The following is a 15014-nucleotide window of genomic DNA, read 5'->3' as shown; positions in this document are numbered from 1 at the left end:
AAAATGGCTGTGGAACAATGACATTTCTGTCCTGACTATCTTTTTTCATTACCGAAAAGAAAAAAAGGCAGCCGTTCAGTATTACGATCAAAATAATCAAAAACAGAAATTTTGGCCACTCTATGTCCATGACTCAGTCTCCTTCATATGCGATAGCATCAGAGCAACCAGGTATTCAGGAAAACGCTCATCTCTGTTTTCCGGTTCGACCAGCTCCATCTGATTTGCTCTTAGCCAGTTAAACCATGCCTTCGTCACCAGTACCGGACTCCAGGAGGCAACCTCCGGATATAAAGCCTTAAGTTTGTCTGCCGTTCCCTGACGGTTGTGCTTATTTACAGATTTGCCGGGGAGTTTACGGGGGAAATTACGCTGTCTTTCGCGTGAGGTAACGACAGTGCGCATTTCGGGAAACAAATCACCTAACGTTGTTGCGGTCATTTTTTTACTCCTGATACCGGAATTTCTTCCACTTTCAGTACACGGCCATCGGGCGAAATTCGAACAGGGATGTTTGAGAAGCCAAATTTCCGCGTGAGGGTTCCTGACTGGTCGAAGTAAATACGTTCATTCAGGCTATCGCTGGTATTCTTGATATTGCCTTTAACCAGAATTACCTTCGCGTTCGTCTTACCGGCAATCTCCTTTCTGGCCCATTCCATCTGATCTTTATTATCACCATCGATAAAATACAAAACCTGATTGAAAGGAACTTTATCCAGTGGATTCACCTGCTCCCCTTTGCGCGCAATAACATTTCCCTGCATATCCGTCACGGTTTCCTGGACGGTAAACGTGGGATCAAATGCAAAGCTGCGGTATTTTTCAGCATTGGTTAGTCCACTGACAGCAGGTGGCCGGACGGCATTCTTCTTCACCCGGTCAACGGCTTCTGCACGCAATTTGTCCAGTTCACCGCTCTGCTCCATCCCCTTCAGACGGTTCTGGATAAAATCCAGCATGTCCTGTTCGGCAGGTTCAAACACATTTCCCCAGGTACCGAGATCTTTCGCACCGCTACTGGCTGACAGAGCCAGTAGTACCAGGGCTGTCAGTGCAAATCGTTTATTCACTGTCCCTCCTGAGTACGGCGGGCGATATCGCTACGGATTTCGGTCGTGATATCCGGTAACGGGCTGACAGCAGCAGGTTTCACCAGGATGATAGCGTTATGCGAGGTTTGCCACTCATTCAGGCTATCGGACATCGCCGTGTTGAAACGGCTTGTCAGTGCTTTCGCCTTGTCCTCATCGAGCTGCAGTTGTGCTGACTGCTGCATGAAAAGGTCGATCGTGCCTTTCATGTCGAAAACCACAATTTCCGGGGCTGTGAGTTTTATGTAAGCCCCTGTTATTCCTGTCAGCACCATCTGAGAGGCCAGCACACAGGCAGCAAGTTTTACACTCCTGGAACTAAGCCAGCCCGACATTGTTACGCCGTGTCGCACTGTGCCGCCGCTGAACGGTTTTTCGTTACTGTCACTCATGCCGCTTCCACCCATTCTTCAAGTTCATGAAGTTCGTCTCCAAACTTCCTCTCTGCCAGCAAATAGGCGGCCTCCTCTGATGTGGCCCCTGCTTTCTGAGCGTTCTGCATATATGCGAAGTCCTCACCACGGGAACTGAACATGGCGCGAGTAACAGGATCAACAAACAACCGATGGAAGGAGCTGTATTCGCCGGCACTGATAAGCAATGAACTGTAATCGGTCTGAATTGCCGGCTGGAAACCACGGATAACTTCCTTTTCCATGTCCGAGAATTGATCCGGATTTTCGGAAAGGTATTGTTTGAATGCCTTCGTATCCTGCAGCAGCGTGATTTTGGTCGAACTGTTGTTCCATGCTGCTTCAGCTTCCTTACCGGCACTGAAGTCTTTGATGCCCTGAGTAATCGTAATGAATGCACCACGATGTCGGCGAACAGTACGGTAACCAGTTTCGATAAAGCGGGCAGCATGAGGATTAGAACCACCGAGCAGTCGCCAGGCTTCGTCGATAATGCAGACTTTTTTGAGATCTCGCGGGCTGTGGTACATCTTTTCCTGAATCGCGAGGATGAGAGAAAACAGGATAGAGGAAAGTAACTTCGGCTTGTTTTCCAGACTCAGAAGCTCCAGCACAGCAAAACGGGTTTCGTCATCAAGAGTAGGTTTGTCGGCATTAAAGTATTCGCCATCAGCCCCCCAGGTACAGTAGGTTTCCAGCAACATGGCCAGTTCAGCCATTCGGGCAATGATGGTCGGTTTGTCTGCAAACGCGGTATTAACATCCTCACTGGTCAGATAGTTATAAACATCATCTATACGTGCCCGGTTTTGCTTTTGTTCCCAGGCGTGCATGACCGCTTTTTTCAGTATTGCTTCACAAACGACATCCAGTGGTTCGGTCGGGCTTGCCAGTACCGCAAGAAGTCGAACAATCCCTTCTGCTGAAAGCTTGATGTCTCTGACGTTGGCAAACGGATTAAAACGAAGTTGAGCACCATCCAGATACACACCACCGGCCTGCAGGCAGTAGTTCTTGTAGCTGTCACCCATATCAATAACCCAGCCAAATCCACCTGCGTTCAGCACATCGCGGAGAATACTTTGTGTCAGGAATGATTTACCAGCACCAGATGTTCCCGTGACAGCAATGTTGAAGTTGGTACTGCCATTTTCTTCGTCGAACATATCGAAGAAGGCTACCTGGTTGCGATAGGTCGGCAGCGGCATTCCTCCACGTGACAACTGACGTTCGGCTACCACAGGCATCAGGCTTACCGCATTCCATGATTTTCCACGTAATGTGGCACCCGTCGTTTTAAGATCCTCCCACATTCCCTCCTGCATAACGAACGGGAAACTGGCCAGCCAGTTACGCATCTGCTGGTACTGAATCGTGACCATTTCCAGTTCGTTTTTACGAAAGACGTTCACGGCAGCAAGTTCACATTTCTGTGCTTCTGTATTGTTATCTGGTGTAAACAACGTCACGTTGAAATACGTGCGGCAAAGTGCAATTTCATTGGTGGACAGCTGCTCACGGGTTTTACGCCATTCATCTGCTGCTTTTTTGGTTCCTGGGAACAAAGCACCATAGGCTGAGTTTGCTTTTTTGGACAGATCCGTATCCTTGCGGAAGGCCTCACTCTGACTTGCTGTCTGCTCCTCGAGCTCGGTTGTCCAGGTAATCATAAACGGGCAAGGAATGCCGAGGTCCGGGAAGCGGATATTCTGCAGGTTATCCGCCCCCTGCCAGAGCGCAAAGCGACGTGGATTCTTGCTCAGCTGCATGTTTACGATACGACAAGCTGATGCCGGAAGCCGTGTACCGTCCGTTTCAATTTTTTCAGGTAATTCAATACGTAAATGTGAAGGATGAACTTCAAAGTCAATGGAAGGGTCAACCACCTGACGATTGAGCAATTCATCCTCGTTATAGTCGCCCGGAGACGTCATAACCTGCTCATGACGGTAGTTCACCATTTCACGCATAACTGACAGGAAACCGTTCACGTCAGTATTGATGGAATCAATACGAGCCGCCCCCAGAGAAACACGAATGGTGTTGCGCAACTGAACCAGCTCATCCATCACCTGCTGAGAAAATCGTTTAACGGCTTTACCATAGACAATAAATATCCGGTAATTACGCAGGTAAAGCGGGTATTCACGCTTGTTTGCCAGACCGTGTAAAGCTGATTTCTCCCAGAAGGCACGGGTGATTTTATTCAGGTGATCGGCCATCTGGCCTTTCCACATGTCGGTACTGACGCCAGCCGCAATGCGCTCACCCACACATTTACTTGCAGTCAAAATAACGGTGACAGGTGTTTTACGAGGCAGTTTCTTACGCAGCATGTCATCAAGAGCCGCCATCACCTGCTCATTAGCCCCCGGTAGCGGGGCCAGTTCAAGAACAAATCCGGCAGTACCCGTATTAATGAACAGATCATTTTTATCATCGTAATAACGGTATGGCAGGCTGGCAACGAGGGAGGGGTAATCCCATGTTTGCTCAAGATTAGCGCGAGCAGTTGCTGCTCCATCCTTGTGCTGTCCTCTTTCAATCAAACCCATCAGAGTGTCCAGAACACTGCTCATTTTCGCCCCTCCACAACAGAACGGATCAGCTCAAGACGGCGCAGCCGGGCCTCTTCAGTGAGGTTGAAACACACAGGCCCATCGACACTCATCTCCATTCGATATCCGGAATTGTTTAACACCCTCCCTTCGGCCAGCAGTGTCATATCTGGCGAAGTGGGATCATCTTTTAAACTGATCATTCGCCCCCCTCCCCGATAACACGGTAGCTTTCATCCCAGTGCGATTTGTTTTTCACAAACTCGACCACGGACGGTTGATGGAAGTTGTCATCGGTATCCACCCACGGTGCAATCCACAGACGCTGGGTCGCGTCCGGTATACGCTGCGCCTGAACCCGTCCTGCCGTATTGACAGGTACTGACTGCCCAACGGCTGAAGAAGTAATACGCGGAGTCACTCCGGTCTGCATCGTTCCTGCTGGTACAGCAGCAAGAGGACGTGGCGCGATTAACTTAGAACTGGGAGATCCGGTTGCTGCGGCTGAAACAGGACGTGACGTATTAACGACAGGAGCCACATTGCGCAGTGCCGGTAGGGTTTCACCCGCAGGCTTTTTTGCAGCTTTATCCGCAGTGAGGTCGTCAAGGCTTTTGCCCTGGGCGGCCAGTTTATTTGCCTCCCCGGTTGTGAGGCACTGGTCGGTCGCGGTTTTATTACAGTCAAAATCAGAATTCATACCGGCGCAGCCGGTCAGTACGCTACACAGCAGTGCAGCGCCCATCAGTTTTTTCATGGGGTAACTCCGATAAATTATTAGGTACTAATGGAAGTAATTGAGGATGAAAATCAGTGTGGCTGGAGTCCACAGAGTATATTAACGTTCACGCCCCCCGCTCCCCTCGCCGTTGCTGTCCGGGATGTTCTGAATGAACCGGAAGTGACATGTTTTCGTGGATTTTCCTGATGTTATTTCATACCGGTATTTTTTTTCTGCCTCATACCACTGCTGAATAACATCCAGAGAAAGCTCCTTTCTTTCGGTAACCGTGGATTGTAGCCACTGCCACGCACCGATGTTCAGTGGCTTATATATGGCCAGTTTACTGTCCAGTACTTCAGGCCAGGAACCAGGAAGAGTGCCAAAAATTTTCATAAACAGAAAAGGGAAAAGGCACATGCCAACAAAGATGGCAGTACACTGAAACCACCAGGATGACCACCAGTATGTATATACATAAATCCATACACCTGCGTTGAGGAGACTGAACGTAATTGACAGTATCCAAATCCACGTGATGCGTGGAGGATGAGCATTGTCGCGCCACATCCGTATATCCACGCCAATCTTGTTAAACAACCTGTCGTTATCATTCATCATCCACCTCAGTTAATCGTGTCGCCGAGACGCAACTGGCTGGCCTGTCGTAACACGTCATCCGGGTTAATATTCCCCACTGAAGCCGTGCTGTTTGAGGTGGTCTGGCTGACGGACTGAGGCGCGGCTTCACTCTGTGTTGAATTTGCAGCATTCTGCAGGGCTTCCTTCGCTTTTTGCTCTTCCGCATCCTCCAGCGTTTTCAGGCGGAAACCTTTCTGGAACACCACTGTGACCTGGTTACCTGCACCGATATCAATGATCGGATGGTATTGTTCGGCTCGCTTAATCCAGTACTGACTCAGCGTATCAGCAGCCTTGCTTGCCCCACCACCGAACCCTTGTTTAAACACATCACCGGCACCAACATCGGCAGTAGCTCCAAGCCCCACAGACGGCGTGGCAGCAGATTTAATCCCCTCACCGAAACCGGAAAGCAGACCAGCCGCACCTGCATAACCCACAATCATACCGTTACGCATAACCGGTTTTCCCCGGATACCTCCTTTGCCCTGATAGCTGACATGACCGTCAAACTCCATATCGATATGCTTTCCATTCTTCAGTACACAACTGATCGATTTAGTCCGTACCTCACCACGCTCACTGGAAATATCGCCCCAGATTTCACCCACAACAAAACAGCCATCGGCGCTGTATTCTTTATTGTTGGGCATCTGGATATTGCCAAGTAACCGGAAGGTGACTGGACGGGTATTCTGCTGGCCAGTCACGCTGGCGTTAGCATCAGCACCTTCAATCATAATGGCTTCAGAAAAAGAACCTGACGGGATCCAGGGTAGTTTTGTTGGTTTCTTTTTCAGACTTTCATAAGTGAATTTTGAGGTGGTAAGTCCCCCCATAACCCGCTGGCCTGAACCTCCTGGATAAAACCCTGCCCCCTGACCAGCATGAACAGCGCCATTGGCGGACGGCGTGCCTGTTGGGGTGACAGAATATTCTGGCGGTCGGGCCTGACCGGCAGCAACAGGACCAGGAAGTGGTGTTCCGTTCTGGTCAGCAGGTGGTGTCTGCTGGCCACTGGTCGAATTGCTGCCGGAGGCTTTCTGGTTTAACAGGTCAGTCAGACGCTGTATTTCAGCATCCTTTTCAGCCAGCTTCTGGCCTGTATTAAGTATGTTCTGGTCAAGCTTTTGTGACAGCATGTTGACATTCTGCTCAAGCGCAGACGTTTTGGCCTGTTGCTGTGCCAGTGCGGCATCATTGACCTTTTCATTGAATGAGGCTGTAACCACGCCCGTCATATTTGGCACGGCAGCGGGTGGCGGTGCTTTCTGTTTTTCCTGATATTGCCCATACCCGTAAACCCCTCCAGCCAGAGCAGCCCCGGAGGCAATGACGGCCGCCAGAACAGTAATCTGTCTGCGTCGGGTTTTGAGATTTTCATTCAGACTCATGAGCGCGGTTCTCCGTCATCTGAAAAAATAACCCAGGCATATCCTTCTCCACCGGCGTACAGCTGATGCCGGGAGAGCATCACAGCCCTGACCCCTTTACGCCAGAAGTCACGTTCACGCAGATTCTGAGTAATACTGCCGGGATTGGACATACGGAAGCGCACTATTCGCAGATGGTTTCCCACAAACTGGCGTTCAGGAACAAGGTGTACCGATGTGCCTGGGTTATATGCTGGCATACGACTTATCGGATATTCCTGGTAGTCATCAGGAACGTCGCCGTTAACAATAATACGTGACAGGGAAACGAGAGTTTTTTCATAGCTCTGCCCTTCTTCCCACGCTTTCGCATCATTGTTTTTACGCAGCGGTGGAGATATGGGGGTAAATCGCAGTGTTTTACCGTTTCCTGGCTGGGGCCGGACATTGAGGCTCAGAGAGGAACCCCGGTCAGTCTGAATGAAGACAGTGAAGTTTTGCCCGACTAGTGGTGAAAGAATAAGGGCGCCGTCATCTGTCTGGCTCTGGTCATAGGCACCGGATGGTCCGCTGATGCTGGTAATCAGTTCTCCGTTAATAACAACCTTACTGGGATTGGTATTGCTGAGAGTGACATTAAAGGCGGCGTCGTTCTCAAACGGAATGGCTGCGGGGGCGGAAGCGGCCCGAAGGCCGCTGGTAAAAAGTCCCGTTGCCAGTAACACAGCAACAGCTGCCGGTGAAATACGGATTTTCATTGGCAGTCCTGTCAGTTAGTGGTGGTGACCGACTGAAGTTCTTCGAACAGGTGAAGATTTACCAGTCCTTCGATATAACTCAATTTCAGTCGGTAGGTTTTTTCCTGGTCCTTTAGCGGTGTGGTGATAGCGCCGTTGGTTGTGGAGGACTTCAGCGTTCCGCTGAACTCGACCACGCCAGGTTCATTCATTACCCTGATTTCCTTTGTATCAAAGCGGGTGGTGATTCCGCCTTTCTTGATACGTTCAGCCTCAATATCCAGTGCTTTCTTCAGTTCATCCCGTTCGGCGGATGGGACGAAACCGAGAAGCATTTTCTGGTTGTTATCAACGTTTTCAGGACTGACATTCAGTCGCCAGTAAATAAAGGCTGCGGCGAACATGGTCATTCCAGTGGCGTCAGCACCAGAGGCATCAGAAGTAAATGGTTGGTTGAATGACATGGGTGTGGTGATGGTTTTCTGTTTTGTGGCGAAATACCACGCAAGAGACCCCGTCAGAACATTTCCCACGGCGCTGAGAAGAAGCAATAAAGCCAGAGCAATAAACGCATAACGGAGTTGTTTATCGCGCTCGCCTTTAATTTTAAGCTTCATATTAGTTAAGCTCTCCAGTGTCGGAAACTAGAATCAGGTATTTGTTGAAAAGTAATTTTGAATAGCAAGGAAGGTAGATGCCAGTAGCAAAAATTGAGCAACCAGTACGACCCCTGCCCTTTTTTCAGATGCCTGATTAGCGCCCACAGCAGACCCGCTACAACGGAAAGTTCCAGTGACATATCGTTAAGAACCCCCAGAATAATTAAAGGGGCAACAATAAGAACCTCATCAAGTGGAAGACCGAAATAACGTTCCTGCTGATTGAGAGTTTCCGGGAAGTGGTATTTATCTTCTTCCCCATTCATTGTTAGCTCGCAATACCGAAAGCGATGCGAGTAAAAATGATACACAACACGATACCGACAAATACCAGTGGTGAGCGCACTTTAATGTAAATAAAGAGGCCCATGATAATTTCGGCTATGTAAAACCATTTTACAAGAGATGAGCCGGAACCGAAGGTTGAATTGACGGTAGCGTTTTGGGTAGCCAGTAAGTCAGTGCCGCCTGCCAAAACCGGATGTGCGACCATAAGTGAAATTAAAATTAACCCTCCATTTTTAATGAATTTTCTAATCTGGTGATTCTCACGAGCTTTACGAAATAAAGACGCTACCGCCCATCCCTTCACGACTTTAAGGGCATTACCTTGTGTGGACATGCTTGTTTTCTCCGGAAGTAAACAATGTGTTTGTGCATAAGTGTTTGTTTACGCACGCGATATTGTCCCATGACCCTAAAAAAAAAAAACCGTGACACATGTCACACTGTTAAAAGTTTTTGGGAATATTCCTAATATGTAAGTTCGGTAGGCTTTGTCTCTCAGACTGACGATGTATCGCTTGCGAGATCTATAGCAATGAAAGTAAAAGAGAAAATGTGGGAAGGGCGTGGAAGGCCACGTAAATTCCAGCCTGGTGAGGCTGTTGAATGGAGGCTACGCGCTCCCGATAACTTACTCATGGAGCTTAGGGTGTGTGCCCGCTTAGGCAAAAGAAGTGTGAATGATGAAATTATTGCAAGGTTATTACTATCACTAAATTATCAGCCAAATAGCCCTGTAATTAAAACGGCAGAGGGGGAACGTTTGATTGCGCTGGCTGTTAAATTTGAAAACTGGCTTAGTTCCCTGCTTGATGATGAGAGTTTTAATCCTGATAAAAATACAGAGCCCAGTGCTTATGCAGAACGGTTGTGGATGTGGCGTGAGGGTGAGCGTATTTTACTGCCGGGTAAAACCACGGGGTATAGTATGCGAATTCCTGAGAATCTGGCGGAAGAGATTCGAACTATGGCGAGGGTTCATAAACGCAGCCTTAATGATGAAATGCTGACAAGGTTGATGAATACTTTTGGATATTTCACAGAGAGGATTCTTGAGCAGAATGAAGATGCGCAGGCATTGAAAGTTCTATGTCTTGAATTTGAAGTGTTTTTAAAAGAAAAAATCGCCGAGGCTGAAAAGAGTGTACTGCCCGGAGATAAAGACGGTACACAGTGATCGATGAAGCCGGTCCAACCCGGCTTCTGAATTACTTCTCATCGATGATGAAGTGCTTTCGGTCAGCTTCATCTTCGGCATCGTTAATGGCGCTAATGTTATTATTTATGAGGTCATCCAGTGATACACCCGACTGTGCCCCCTTGAGGTTTACATAAATTTCTGACACAAGCGCCGTTAAAATCATAATACCTTCTCTGGAGCCGGATACTTTTCTTATCAGGTCACGCCTGAATCCATCGAGGTCAAATGTTGAACCTTCTTCCTTTGATTTATGAACCATAAGTCCGAGGCGAACCAGTTCGTTAACTGTTGATGAGTAGTTGGTTTCAGAACCGGTTGCGCCCTTCTGTATCTCTATATCGACAATATCCTGAATCTCTCTGTCAATTTTATCTTTGAAGTAGATGTTCTTGCGCGGCATAATATTTTCCTGAAAATTTCATACAGTGCCGTATGCGGCACTGTGCTATCCCGATGAGACAGATTTAATACATCAGAAAGCTGCTGTTTTAAAGTCCTTGTCGGATATTAGAATCATAATCAAGCTTTTATGTGTGTGGTAATCCAGCACTATGATGTGTGTGCATGCAGCACCATCAGGTGTGTTAATTAGGCACCATTATGTGTGTTGATCAAGCACCACTGCCTTTTAAGTTACTCTATTATTTATATACACACAATCCCCACACATCACAGTGCTTAATCAGGCACTGCAAGGTGTGTTAATCCGGCACTGTTAAGTGTGGGGTAACGGCACTGCAAAGTGTGTTAATCCACACACCTTTTATCACTATATACTCGCATTCCGCATTGCGGCTTAAAGTAGCATGATGAAATTAAAGAAAAAATCTGCAAGATGAAATCTTGCGTGGGGTGTGATGTTTTAATGGGTTAGCAAAGAGCGGCAAGTTAATAACCGTGTCATGGTTGATTCCCTTATTTGAGGTTGTGACTAAATGCATGATTTGAAGCGCTTCCGCGCGTTTGTAGGGAATTATCTTGATTAAAATGATCTGACGGGATATTTTTTATTGCATAGCGTGCACAGGCTTATGGTAGACATAAGGGCCACAAGATGAAAATAAATAAAACCCCGGCCTTATTGCTGGCGTTCTCGCTCTCAGCAACGGCTACTCCTCAAATGTGTTTCGACCAGGCGGGGAGAGATTACCAAATAGATCCGCTTCTGCTTATGGCAATATCAATTAAAGAGAGTCGTCTTAAACCTGCAGCGATTAATGGATCTAATGGTAATGGAACGGAAGATGTCTGTGGTATGCAGGTAAACAGTTCTCATTACGGAAAACTTAAAAAGTTTAATATTACCCGCGAAAGATTATTAAGCGATCCATGTATATGTGTGTATTCAGGTGCATGGGTTCTAGCACGTAACTTTCAGTCTTATGGGCGAAACTGGGATAGCGTAGGAATATATAACACGGGACCTCGTGATGAAATGATAAAAAAACGCAAAGCTTACGCTACAGACATTAAGAACATCTATCGAATTCTCCTTGCAAGAAAAATAATCATTGCAGGTTCATCGGAAAATCGAGACCCCCTATCTATTGAAGATATAAAAGAAATCGATGTAAGTAAAAATCAATAAAAAAAGCCGCTCACTTGAGCGGCTATTATTCAGGCTTTAAGCCTTGCGAATTCCTCTGCCATTTTCCAGAGTGCTTGATTAAGTTTTACATCACCATCAATACCAGTGACTTCTCTTGTTTTTGTTCTTTTTCCTTTTGCTGTCTTTCCTGAAATCCCGCCTTTGATGACGTTCTCCTGAATACGGTTAAATGTACTCCACAAATCCAAACCTCTGTCTTCCCAACGGCGAGCCTGTAATAACTGGTCAGGTGTCACAGGTGAATGAGCACCATCATATTTATACTCAAGAGCTGCAACGCTTAACAAACGCTGCTCCGGCTCAGTCAACTGAATACCTTTCATGATATCAATATTTTCAATCACGGTATCGAACGTATCCATCACAGTGTATGCACCTTCAATCACCTGTCCGACAATATCACCTTTATGCGGCACTCTAATTTCACCAAAATCTTTCCACGCTACCAGACCATTGGTACAAATCTGGCGGAACATACCTGGAATCATTTTATAGCTACTGGAACCATCGTGACTGTTCAGCAAAATAATCTCTGGGACTTCTTTCCCCGAAATCTGATCATGGCGACGCAGACGTAATAAATGTTTTGTGAACTCACGCTTTTCAATATCTCGTGTACGGGACTGTGTTGCATAAAAAGGTTGAAAGCCTTCTTCACGTAGACGGTCCAGTATTTCAATAGTTGGAATATATGTATAGCGTTCTGAACGTGAATCATGTTTTTCGGAAGAAAATGCACTGGGTACAATTCGTTGTAATTCATCATTAGTCAGCGGACGATTCTGACGAATAGAGGACGGTGCGCGATAACGATTAGCAAAACTGATCATAACATTCCCCTTTAGTTAATACTTACTGGCGTAATTGTGCGAAAGAAATTATCTACTGGTGCAGCAGCAGCTACCGGATAGCCGTCAAGGATCCAGACAGAGAGATAATCAATGCAGTTCTCATTGATTAATGACAACTCATAACTCCCGACTGGTGGTTCAAAAATCAGAGGTTGTAATTCCCCTTCCGTCGCAGCCATGACCCAGCAAAACAGATCAACTATTTGTTCAGCTGTGATTTCTGATTCACATCTTCCGGAAGATTCTTGAGCGGCGGTTTTGACGTTGACGTTTCGTGTGTGCATCCTGGTTTTCTCCTGTGGTGATGGTTTTCCATCTCCCTGGTGAGTTCTCTCGCGGCAAAGGGCAAAGGAGCAACGTCTGACGAATGAACGCAGGGGCGTCACCGCAGGCCGCAGCGCAAGCGAGCCGACAGGCGAAGTGCGAACGGGCGAGGAACGGCGAAGCGTACCCTTGCGAGCAGGCGGATGACGGTGCTACAAGCAGCCCTCCGCGTGAGGACACACAGGGCGATGGCCTCACCGGATGAACAGGATGCACACACCCGACACGTCGGAACGGCGTGGCGGCATCAGAGCGACGGCATCGCCGGCGCGGTGGAGGCGGCGCGGCCGGCACGGGCGCAGCAAGCCGCAGGGGTTGACCTTCGCCATCAGACCCTAGCCGCATGGCCCGAAACCCGCAGGGGTTCGGCGGAGACTGGCAGGTGCGCAGCAGCTGCCCTGGCGGAGTGGGGCTCGACGACTGGACAGCGTCAGCTGGTCAGGAGCCGAAGGGGGCCATCAGTCTGTTATTACTGAGACCAGAGGAATAGAACAGAACCATGCAGACAGTAGATAAATGATCCGCAATCAGTAAATCACAATGGACAGGGCGGGAAGAGAGCGGGCGCGCCGCAGGCGCTGCCGCCCTGCCCCGTTCCCGGAGGGAACCGTCCTTCCTGGCTGTTCATGCTTGCGATCGCACCAGAAGAGGAAAAAGGGGCTGCCAGCAAACCGGCAACCCCTTCATAAAGGCGCTTCAGGCATGACCAAACCACCACAGCCCCTGATTGGCGGGGGTTTCCCCCCGCCGGGGTTAGCTACTTAGCGGATTCGTAAGCCATAAAAGCCGCCACCTCCCTGTTCGTGTCCCTGTAGCGGATTTCGCAGAGCGATTTCCGGGTCAGGTAGGTAAATATCAGTAGCGTGAGACACACTATCAATACACACCAAATCAGGGTACTTCGTGGCAGTTTCATAGCCTTCTTCTCCTTGCCTTGCGGCATCTAAGAGGCTATTCTGTTGGTGTCTAGTCAAGCAGATCGCCTCGTGTGTTGGTTAATTTAATTAACTTCCTACGGGGCTTTCTTCTTTCTGCCACACAACATCTGAAACGTCATGAGGCAAAAAGCCTCAAGCGCCACCGCCATTATACCTCACCCCATACCAGGCTGACCAGGTATCTTCCCTTTATCTCGCTGATTTTATGTGAAATATCGTGTTTTTTTCGATATATAAATCTCGGATTTACCCAAAAATAACTGCACCTTAATCAGTCGGGTATCCAACTTTTGGGGCGCAGTCCAGTTCAGGCGCAATTGAAATTATTCAAATCCTAGAACGGAATATCATCGTCGAAATCATACGGCGGTTCGGGCTGCGCTGGCGGCTGCTGAGGTACTGCTTCTGCGTTTTTTCCTTTTGCCGTTTTACTCTTTCCTTTTGCTGCCCTGCCCTCGCCTTTTGCGTCACCTTTTACCGCCGGAGATGGGGTCTCAGGTTCCGGCTGCGGCTGTCCACTAAACTGCTGACCGCCCTGCTGTGCCTGGCTGTCACGGCGACCGCCCAGCATCTGCATAGTGCCGCCCACATTAACAACGACCTCTGTGGTATATTTTTCCTGACCAGACTGATCGGTCCATTTGCGGGTACGCAGCTGGCCCTCGATGTAGACCTGGGCACCTTTACGCAGATACTCCGCTGCGATTTCCGCCAGTTTTCCGAACACGACAACACGGTGCCACTCGGTGTGTTCGCGTATCTCCCCGTCCTGCTTATCGCGCCATGTTTCAGACGTTGCCAGGGTAAGATTTGCCACCGCTCCCCCGTTGGGCATGTAACGCACTTCAGGGTCCTGCCCCAGATGACCGACCAGAATGACTTTGTTTACGCCACGTGCTGCCATGATAAATCTCCTTAATTCAGTACCTTGCTTTTAAAAACCATCACCCGTTGAGTTTCGGGAGCCGCGGTGTTGATGTTTGCGGGAACCTGCTGCGCTGTTCCCCTGGTATTTAACTTCACCCGTTTGAGAACCTTCGCCGCAGGGGCGTAAACGAGCACGGGCGATGGCAGCTGTCCTGGGCGCGGTTTACCGCGTGCCATTTACCCTGGACGGCTGACAGCGTTTGTGCTTGTCTCAGCCCGGGCGAGAGGGGCTTAAACGGTGAAAAGGCACCAGAAGTGGATGAGAGCAGGGGCCCGCCGCAACGACGGGGCGCGGCACGCGAAACGGCGTTGCGCCTTACAGCCCGGCAGCCTTACCGCCGGGGTGCGAAAAGCGCAGGAAACAGCGCGTAAAAAGGGCGGCGTGACCGGAACGGTCGCAGCAAGCCTGCCTTTGACTTTCGCCATCAGACCCTAGCCGCATGGCCCGAAACCCGCAGGGGTTCGGCGGAGACTGGCAGGTGCGCAGCAGCTGCCCTGGCGGAGTGGGGCTCGACGACTGGACAGCGCCAGCTGGTCAGGAGCCGAAGGTGGCCAGCACCCTGACATTTTAGATTTCAAAAAACACCTGGGAGCAGTTGCACATCAGGGAGACGTATAGCAGCAGTAGTGTCCGGGGTAAGGGTTAAAAGAAGACAGAAATACAGCCTGTTTCAGAGCCATT

General features: G+C 48.9%; 19 protein-coding genes and 2 pseudogenes. 3 read left to right on the top strand and 18 right to left on the bottom strand.

From position 1 onward, the window contains the following. Positions 1 to 120 precede the first annotated feature (120 nt). The 12 genes from HV243_RS25275 to HV243_RS25220 all read right to left on the bottom strand — a co-directional run bounded on the left by HV243_RS25275 (position 121) and on the right by HV243_RS25220 (position 8819). On the bottom strand, positions 121 to 441 hold the full coding sequence (locus tag HV243_RS25275; protein WP_119173769.1) for a hypothetical protein: 321 nt from the start codon (positions 439 to 441) through the stop codon (positions 121 to 123). After that, positions 438 to 1073, bottom strand: a complete 636-nt coding sequence (gene traW / locus HV243_RS25270; RefSeq protein ID WP_057102324.1) for a type-F conjugative transfer system protein TraW — start codon at positions 1071 to 1073, stop codon at positions 438 to 440. The genes HV243_RS25275 and traW overlap by 4 nt, the downstream gene beginning before the upstream one ends. Next, on the bottom strand, positions 1070 to 1486 hold the full coding sequence (gene trbI / locus HV243_RS25265; protein WP_119173768.1) for a type-F conjugative transfer system protein TrbI: 417 nt from the start codon (positions 1484 to 1486) through the stop codon (positions 1070 to 1072). Before trbI ends, traW begins: the two co-directional genes overlap by 4 nt. After that, positions 1483 to 4086 (bottom strand): type IV secretion system protein TraC, encoded by a 2604-nt coding sequence (traC, locus tag HV243_RS25260; RefSeq protein ID WP_061548353.1) that lies wholly within the window; start codon positions 4084 to 4086, stop codon positions 1483 to 1485. The genes trbI and traC overlap by 4 nt, the downstream gene beginning before the upstream one ends. Next, complete coding sequence (locus HV243_RS25255) at positions 4083 to 4268, bottom strand: hypothetical protein (protein WP_061548352.1); 186 nt, start codon at positions 4266 to 4268, stop codon at positions 4083 to 4085. Before HV243_RS25255 ends, traC begins: the two co-directional genes overlap by 4 nt. Then, on the bottom strand, positions 4265 to 4822 hold the full coding sequence (gene traV, locus HV243_RS25250; RefSeq protein WP_119173767.1) for a type IV conjugative transfer system lipoprotein TraV: 558 nt from the start codon (positions 4820 to 4822) through the stop codon (positions 4265 to 4267). Before traV ends, HV243_RS25255 begins: the two co-directional genes overlap by 4 nt. 81 nt (positions 4823 to 4903) lie before the next feature. After that, positions 4904 to 5407: a hypothetical protein gene (locus HV243_RS25245; RefSeq protein ID WP_131403647.1), complete on the bottom strand. Its 504-nt coding sequence runs from the start codon at positions 5405 to 5407 to the stop codon at positions 4904 to 4906. Positions 5408 to 5412: 5 nt separating this feature from the next. Then, positions 5413 to 6822 (bottom strand): F-type conjugal transfer pilus assembly protein TraB, encoded by a 1410-nt coding sequence (gene traB, locus HV243_RS25240; RefSeq protein ID WP_119173765.1) that lies wholly within the window; start codon positions 6820 to 6822, stop codon positions 5413 to 5415. After that, a complete protein-coding gene (gene traK, locus HV243_RS25235) occupies positions 6819 to 7559 on the bottom strand; it encodes a type-F conjugative transfer system secretin TraK (protein WP_119173764.1) in 741 nt (246 codons plus the stop codon). The genes traB and traK overlap by 4 nt, the downstream gene beginning before the upstream one ends. A gap of 11 nt (positions 7560 to 7570) precedes the next feature. Continuing rightward, complete coding sequence (locus HV243_RS25230) at positions 7571 to 8155, bottom strand: TraE/TraK family type IV conjugative transfer system protein (protein WP_061548347.1); 585 nt, start codon at positions 8153 to 8155, stop codon at positions 7571 to 7573. A 5-nt stretch (positions 8156 to 8160) separates the two neighbouring features. Continuing rightward, complete coding sequence (traL, locus tag HV243_RS25225) at positions 8161 to 8463, bottom strand: type IV conjugative transfer system protein TraL (protein ID WP_115285464.1); 303 nt, start codon at positions 8461 to 8463, stop codon at positions 8161 to 8163. 2 nt (positions 8464 to 8465) lie between these two features. Further along, a complete protein-coding gene (locus HV243_RS25220; protein ID WP_061548345.1) occupies positions 8466 to 8819 on the bottom strand; it encodes a type IV conjugative transfer system pilin TraA in 354 nt (117 codons plus the stop codon). 198 nt (positions 8820 to 9017) lie between these two features. On the opposite strand from HV243_RS25220, the gene HV243_RS25215 reads away from it, so the two are divergent. Beyond that, positions 9018 to 9659, top strand: a complete 642-nt coding sequence (locus tag HV243_RS25215) for an Arc family DNA-binding protein (protein WP_119173763.1) — start codon at positions 9018 to 9020, stop codon at positions 9657 to 9659. Between the two features lie 31 nt (positions 9660 to 9690). Here the strand turns inward: HV243_RS25215 and HV243_RS25210 are convergent, their stop codons facing one another. Beyond that, positions 9691 to 10083, bottom strand: a complete 393-nt coding sequence (locus HV243_RS25210) for a relaxosome protein TraM (RefSeq protein WP_100280319.1) — start codon at positions 10081 to 10083, stop codon at positions 9691 to 9693. A 654-nt stretch (positions 10084 to 10737) separates the two neighbouring features. On the opposite strand from HV243_RS25210, the gene HV243_RS25205 reads away from it, so the two are divergent. Then, positions 10738 to 11271, top strand: coding sequence for a lytic transglycosylase domain-containing protein (locus tag HV243_RS25205; RefSeq protein ID WP_119173762.1), 534 nt, complete (start codon positions 10738 to 10740; stop codon positions 11269 to 11271). Positions 11272 to 11300: 29 nt separating this feature from the next. Here HV243_RS25205 and HV243_RS25200 read toward each other — a convergent pair whose 3' ends face one another. The 5 genes and pseudogenes from HV243_RS25200 to HV243_RS25185 all read right to left on the bottom strand — a co-directional run bounded on the left by HV243_RS25200 (position 11301) and on the right by HV243_RS25185 (position 14309). Next, on the bottom strand, positions 11301 to 12122 hold the full coding sequence (locus HV243_RS25200) for a DUF932 domain-containing protein (protein ID WP_119173761.1): 822 nt from the start codon (positions 12120 to 12122) through the stop codon (positions 11301 to 11303). Between the two features lie 11 nt (positions 12123 to 12133). Then, positions 12134 to 12427 (bottom strand): hypothetical protein, encoded by a 294-nt coding sequence (locus HV243_RS25195; RefSeq protein ID WP_061548396.1) that lies wholly within the window; start codon positions 12425 to 12427, stop codon positions 12134 to 12136. A gap of 797 nt (positions 12428 to 13224) precedes the next feature. After that, positions 13225 to 13347 (bottom strand): type I toxin-antitoxin system Hok family toxin, encoded by a 123-nt coding sequence (locus HV243_RS25190; protein ID WP_224776414.1) that lies wholly within the window; start codon positions 13345 to 13347, stop codon positions 13225 to 13227. Then, positions 13292 to 13441 (bottom strand): annotated as a pseudogene (locus HV243_RS25660) (DUF5431 family protein); the annotation flags it as partial. The gene HV243_RS25190 and the pseudogene HV243_RS25660, both read right to left, overlap by 56 nt. Positions 13442 to 13739: 298 nt before the next feature. Beyond that, positions 13740 to 14309: a single-stranded DNA-binding protein gene (locus tag HV243_RS25185; protein WP_131334159.1), complete on the bottom strand. Its 570-nt coding sequence runs from the start codon at positions 14307 to 14309 to the stop codon at positions 13740 to 13742. A gap of 278 nt (positions 14310 to 14587) precedes the next feature. On the opposite strand from HV243_RS25185, the pseudogene HV243_RS25655 reads away from it, so the two are divergent. After that, positions 14588 to 14738: pseudogene (locus tag HV243_RS25655) on the top strand (hypothetical protein); the annotation flags it as partial. Between the last annotated feature and the right edge of the window lie 276 nt (positions 14739 to 15014).

Origin of the sequence: Citrobacter sp. RHBSTW-00599, assembly GCF_013784065.1 — a bacterium.
Taxonomy (GTDB): Bacteria; Pseudomonadota; Gammaproteobacteria; order Enterobacterales; family Enterobacteriaceae; genus Citrobacter; species Citrobacter braakii.
The sequence above is the reverse complement of the archived record's forward strand: the minus strand, read 5'-3'. Positions and strand labels throughout refer to the sequence as shown.